Raw genomic sequence first — 265 nt, 5'->3', positions numbered from 1 at the left:
CCCCCCCCCCCCCCCCCCCCCCCCCCCCCCCCCCCCCCCCCCCCCCCCCCCCCCCCCCCCCCCCCCCCCCCCCCCCCCCCCCCCCCCCCCCCCCCCCCCCCCCCCCCCCCTTTTTAATGATCCGCCGACCACCGAGATCTACACTGTTCGCATTTCGTCGGCAGCGTCAGATGTGTATAAGAGACAGGGGCCACGGTTTCGGCCACCTTGATCAGCATGCGCGCCAGGCCATGGCTGGCCGGGTGCAGCTTGACCAGGGATTCGG

Annotated in this window: 1 pseudogene; it reads left to right on the top strand. The window is 75.5% G+C overall.

Annotated elements, in window-relative coordinates:
* Positions 1-265, top strand: a pseudogene (locus JHD82_RS29715) (hypothetical protein); the annotation flags it as partial.

It is taken from the genome of Delftia sp. ASV31, assembly GCF_016428765.1.
Classification (GTDB): Bacteria; Pseudomonadota; Gammaproteobacteria; order Burkholderiales; family Burkholderiaceae_C; genus Comamonas; species Comamonas acidovorans.
This window is presented reverse-complemented; position numbering and strand designations above follow the sequence as displayed.